This window comes from Streptomyces albipurpureus (assembly GCF_023701525.1).
In the GTDB taxonomy this organism is placed as follows: domain Bacteria; phylum Actinomycetota; class Actinomycetes; order Streptomycetales; family Streptomycetaceae; genus Streptomyces; species Streptomyces albipurpureus.
The window spans coordinates 1-4,967 of the sequence record NZ_JAMQAW010000081.1; the positions used below are offsets into that span (position 1 = coordinate 1).

Annotated in this window: 4 protein-coding genes; 3 read left to right on the forward strand and 1 reads right to left on the reverse strand. The window is 69.7% G+C overall.

Annotated elements, in window-relative coordinates; genetic code table 11:
* Window positions 1-73: 73 nt before the first annotated feature.
* Window positions 74-1,537 carry an MFS transporter gene (locus tag NBG84_RS36155; protein ID WP_250923942.1) on the reverse strand — a complete coding sequence of 488 codons (1,464 nt, stop codon included), beginning with the start codon at window positions 1,535-1,537 and terminating at the stop codon, window positions 74-76.
* A 158-nt stretch (window positions 1,538-1,695) separates the two neighbouring features.
* Here NBG84_RS36155 and NBG84_RS36160 point away from each other — a divergent pair, with 158 nt between their 5' ends.
* The 3 genes from NBG84_RS36160 (at window position 1,696) to lgt (ending at window position 4,883) form a co-directional block, all read left to right on the forward strand.
* A complete protein-coding gene (locus NBG84_RS36160) occupies window positions 1,696-2,490 on the forward strand; it encodes an AraC family transcriptional regulator (protein WP_250923943.1) in 795 nt (264 codons plus the stop codon).
* Window positions 2,491-2,660: 170 nt separating this feature from the next.
* Entirely contained in the window at window positions 2,661-3,494 is an 834-nt protein-coding gene (locus NBG84_RS36165; protein ID WP_250923944.1) for a DsbA family protein, read from the forward strand.
* A 288-nt stretch (window positions 3,495-3,782) separates the two neighbouring features.
* Window positions 3,783-4,883 (forward strand): prolipoprotein diacylglyceryl transferase, encoded by a 1,101-nt coding sequence (gene lgt / locus NBG84_RS36170; protein WP_250923945.1) that lies wholly within the window; start codon window positions 3,783-3,785, stop codon window positions 4,881-4,883.
* Window positions 4,884-4,967: the final 84 nt, after the last annotated feature.

Sequence of the window (4,967 nt, forward strand, 5' to 3'; positions counted from 1 at the left end):
GCCCGTCCGCGCTGGACGGGCGGGGTCGTGCTCGACGCGCGGGTGGCCGCCGTGCCGCGAGGGCTCAGCGTCGTTACTCGACCCGCTGGGGCTTCACCGCAGTGGTGTGGTCATCGGCCGTGGCGGGGGAGTGGCGCCCGGTGAGCAGGGCGGCGACCAGGACCGCGGCGAGGGCCAGTAGCGCGGCAGCGAGGGTGAGCGCGAAGGAGAACCCTTCCGTCGCGGCGTGCAGCGGGCCGACCGAGGAGGTCTCGGCGGCGCTACGCCGGGCGGCCAGGGTCACCAGTACCGCCACCCCGATCGCCCCGCCGATCTGCTGCACCGAACTGAAGACCGCCGAGCCGAGCCCGGCGTTCTCCCCGGTGGTGCCCGACACCGCGGCGATCGCCATGACGGGCAGGCTCAGACCACAGCCGAGACTGGTGATGAGCATGCCCGGCAGCACTCCCGTGGCGTAGCCCGCGCTCGGCGTCGCACCGGAGAGCAGCAGCAGCCCGACCGCGCTGAGCAGCAAGCCGAGGACGAGGACAGGGCGCATGCCCCATCTGGTCACCGCGCGGGAGGAGAGCCATATGCCCGCCAGGATGCCGGCGCCGTAGGGCAGATAGGCGAAGCCCGCCAGGAGCGGGCCGTAGCCGAGCACGGTTTGCAGATGGATCATCAGCAGGAAGGCCATCGCGTAGAAGGCGGCGGAGAACAGCAGGGTCGTGCCGTTGGCGACCGCACGAGTGCGAGACGACAGAAACGACAACGGCACCAGAGGCTCTTCGGTGCGGGCCTCGACCGCGACGAACGAGGCGGCCAGGACCAGCGCTAGGAGCAGCGGTCCCACCACGGCCGCCGCACCCCAAGGAGACTCGCCGGCCTGGAGCAGACCGTAGACCAGGCAGAGCACGGCACCGGTCCCCAGCACGGCACCGGGCACATCCAGCCGGGTCCGCCGGGTGGCCCGGCTCTCGGCCACCAGCCGCGGCAGCAGCACCAGGGCGAGCGCGGCCACCGGCAGATTGATCAGGAAGATCCAACGCCAGGAGGTGAGGTCGGTCAGCGCCCCGGAGATCACCAGACCCATCGTGCCGCCCAGACCCGCGATGCCACCCCAGATGCCCAGTGCCCTGGACCGTTCCCCGGGGCCCGGGAACAAGAGGGTGATCAAGGAGAGCGCGGCCGGGCTCGCCATGGCCGCGCCGGCTCCCTGGGCGAACCTGCCCGCCACCAGGTGCCAGGGTTCCTGAGCGAGCCCGCAGACGAGGCTCGCCGCACCGAACAGCGCCACGCCGCTGAGGAAGACGCGTCGGCGACCCAGCAGGTCGGCCACCCGACCGAACAGCAGGAGCAGTCCACCGAAGGCGAGGAAGTAGGCGTTGACCACCCAAGCCAGGTCCGCGCCGCCAAAACCAAGATCCTCCCGGACGCTCGGGAGGGCCACGCTGACCACCGTGTCATCGAGGACGAGCATGAACTGCACACCGCACAACACGATCAGCGCCGGCCTGCGCCGACCGATCGCGGCGGAGGGGGAAGCCGCCGATGTCATGCCCGGTATCCCCTTGTCAGAGGCGGTACGTCCGTACTGAGGTCACGCCCGGGGCGCGGAAAGTCGATCACCATACGACGACGCTATGCACCGTTCATCGTGGCCACAATCCGCGATGGGGCCATGTCATAGCGCATGGAGGACATAGGCTTGGACGTATGAGCCAAGCCGTCGAATGCTCCGCCCCCACCGGGGTGGGAGCGATCGTGGTGGGGAGCTTCCCCCTGTCATCGGGGCAGTGGATCGCTCCGCACAGCCACCCGCAGCACCAGCTGGCCTGGACCCGACGCGGTGTGCTCGGGATCGCCGTCGACGACACCTACTGGGTGCTGCCGCCCACCCGCGCCCTCTGGCTGCCCGCCGGCGTCATCCACCGGACCGGCGCGACCCGCGACGCGGTGCTGTGCAGCCTCTACCTCGAACCGGACCGATGCGCCCTGGACTGGACCGAGCCCACCCCGGTCGGCGTCGACGGGCTGCTGGCCCACTTGATCGACCACCTCAACCGGACGGATCTCGACGACGACGCCCGTCTGCGGGCCGAGGCGGTGGTACTGGATCTGCTGCACCCCCTGCCCGCCCTCCCCATCGATGTGCCGCACCCCGTCGACGAACGGGTACGAGCCGTGGCGGACGCGCTGCTCGCCGATCCCGCGGACCCCCGGAGTCTGGAAGCGCACGCTCGGGCCATCGGAGTGAGCCGCCGCACGCTGACCCGGCTGTTCGCCCATGACACCGGGATGAGCTTCGACCGCTGGCGTACCCACATGAGGCTGCGGGCGGCCCTTCCCCTGCTGGCCGAGGGCAGGCCGGTGTCCCAGGCCGCACACGCCGTGGGATACGCGACGGCGAGCGCGTTCCTCGCGGCGTTCCGCCGCACCGTCGGGACCTCCCCGCAGCGCTACCTCAACGGTGCGGCCGAGGGCGAAGCGGTTGACCCAAGCGCCCACTAGCGCTCCGGGCCCGACCGGCACGCGGTGTGTGTCCTGCCAGCCGGCCGGTGGTGCGCTGCCGCTGACCGGGACGGGTTTCGCTAGCACACCTCGCTCGTACGTCGTCGCTCATACGGGTGGAACGAGTACCGGAGAGACGCGTACAGCCCTCCCCGGTTCGTTTGTCGGGTGTGAACGAGAAGAATCAGGCACCGAAAGGGACCGCGCGGGAGCGGCTCCAGCAGGAACGCGAGCGGGAGAAGGCGCGCGAGAAGCGACGGCGGGTGCTCATCGTGTCCTCCGCCGTGGTGGCGGTCCTCGGGCTGGCCGCGGTGATCGGGGTGATCGCGGCCAACGCGGGCGGCGACAAGAAGGGCTCAAGCCAGGCGGGTCCGCTGCTGGCCCCCTCCGGAGTGGCGGGCAAGGAGCAGCTGGCGATCCCGGTGGGCGCCACGGACGCGCCCTCCACCCTCACCATCTGGGAGGACTTCCGCTGCCCCGTCTGTGCGCAGTTCGAGAACATCTTCCGCAAGTCCATCCACGAGCTGGAGGAGTCGGGCCAGCTCAAGGTCGAGTACAACCTCGCCACCATCATCGACGGGAACATGGGTGGCACCGGTTCGCTGCGTGCCGCCAATGCCGTGGCCTGCGCCCAGGACGCCGGCGAATTCGTGCCGTACCACGATGTGCTCTTCCAGAATCAGCCCCCGGAGCCGGACGACGCCTTCGGGAACAACGACAAGCTGATCGAGCTGGCGGGCAAGGTCGACGGGCTCGACACCCCGGCGTTCCGCAGCTGTGTGGAGGACGGGAAGCACGACTCCTGGGTCCAGAAATCGAACAACGCCTTTGTGAACGGTGGATTCCGCGGCACGCCCACGGTGCTGCTGAACGGTGAGTCGATCTTCCCGGACAAGGCCGGTCAGCAGATTTCCGTGGCCAATCTGAAGAAGTGGGTCGCCGAGGCGAACAAGGGCAAGAAGCCGGGGACCGAGCGATCCGCGCCGGTGCCGGACGCCTCCTGACCCGCGCGAGTGCTGATCGGGTCTGACCCGGGCCGGTTCGATGCTGCTGAGCTGAGCTCAGCTGGTCCGACCGGTCCGGGTGGGGCGGCGCTGTGCCCGGCTCGCACCACCTGACCCATCGGTGTGCGCCGAGAACGGGGCAATGGGCCCCTGTCTCGGGCCACGGCCCTGACCGTGTGCGCACCGGCCTGCCCCTGGCCCAGCGGGCTTGACGGGCGGCTCGTTACCCAGACGTTGCCCAGACGGGTTGCCGCCTGCGCTGTGCGGCAAGGTAGCGTCGGTTCTGCCATGGAACTTGCCTACATTCCCAGCCCGTCGACCGGAGTGATCCATCTTGGACCCCTCCCGCTGCGTGGCTATGCGCTCTGCATCATCCTCGGCGTCTTCGTAGCCGTCTGGTTCGGCAACAAGCGCTGGATCGCCCGCGGCGGAAAAGCCGGCACGGTGGCGGACATCGCCGTCTGGGCGGTGCCCTTCGGCCTGGTCGGCGGACGGCTCTACCATGTGATCACCGATTACCAGCTGTACTTCAGCGAGGGTGAGAACTGGGTCGACGCCTTCAAGATCTGGCAAGGCGGCCTGGGTATCTGGGGTGCCATCGCGCTCGGCGCGGTCGGTGCCTGGATCGGTTGCCGCCGTCGCGGTATCCCGCTCCCCGCATGGGCGGACGCCATGGCACCCGCCATCGCCATCGCCCAGGCCATCGGCCGTTGGGGCAACTGGTTCAACCAGGAGCTCTACGGAAAGCAGACCGATCTGCCCTGGGCACTCAAGATCACCGAGGGGGCGAACCGAGAGGCTGGCCTCTACCACCCGACATTCCTGTACGAGTCGCTGTGGTGCATCGGTGTCGCGCTCCTGGTGATCTGGGCTGACCGGCGGTTCAAGCTGGGGCACGGCCGGGCGTTCGCCCTGTACGTCGCCGCCTACTGCGTCGGGCGCGCCTGGATCGAGTACCTGCGGGTGGACGAGGCACACGAGGTCCTGGGCCTGCGCCTCAATGTGTGGACCTCCATCGTGGTCTTCGTGCTGGCAGTGGTCTACATCGTGCTCTCGGCGCGGCTGCGTCCGGGGCGCGAAGAGGTCGTCGAGCCGGAGAACGGCGCGGCCGGCGCCGGTAGCGGACCGTCCGCCAAGGATGGTTCGAAGGACACGGAGAACTCGTCGGCAACCAGCTCGGACGCCGCGGACGCATCGGGTTCATCGGATCCCGCGGATTCTTCGGAGCCCCCCGGCTCCACCGGCTCGGAAGAGCCCTCGACCGGCGATGGTTCATCGGCTTCCGGCTCTGATGGTCCGACCGCGAACGGCACCGCGAAGGATGCGCGGTCAGCCAAGTCCGGCGCCGATGGCGCGGTAGCCGATGCCGGGTCTCCTCAGAAGGGCTGACACCGGCACCGAACACGTACCGGCTCCGTACCGCCCGCTTTGGGGGAGCTGGACGACGAGGCCGCCGGGGGACCGAGAGGTCCC

Bases quoted from the DNA above. Each gene is read 5' to 3' on its own strand.
- NBG84_RS36155 (WP_250923942.1), bottom strand. From the start codon at position 1,537: ATGACATCGGCGGCTTCCCCCTCCGCCGCGATCGGTCGGCGCAGGCCG.
- NBG84_RS36160 (WP_250923943.1), top strand. From the start codon at position 1,696: ATGAGCCAAGCCGTCGAATGCTCCGCCCCCACCGGGGTGGGAGCGATC.
- lgt (WP_250923945.1), top strand. From the start codon at position 3,783: ATGGAACTTGCCTACATTCCCAGCCCGTCGACCGGAGTGATCCATCTT.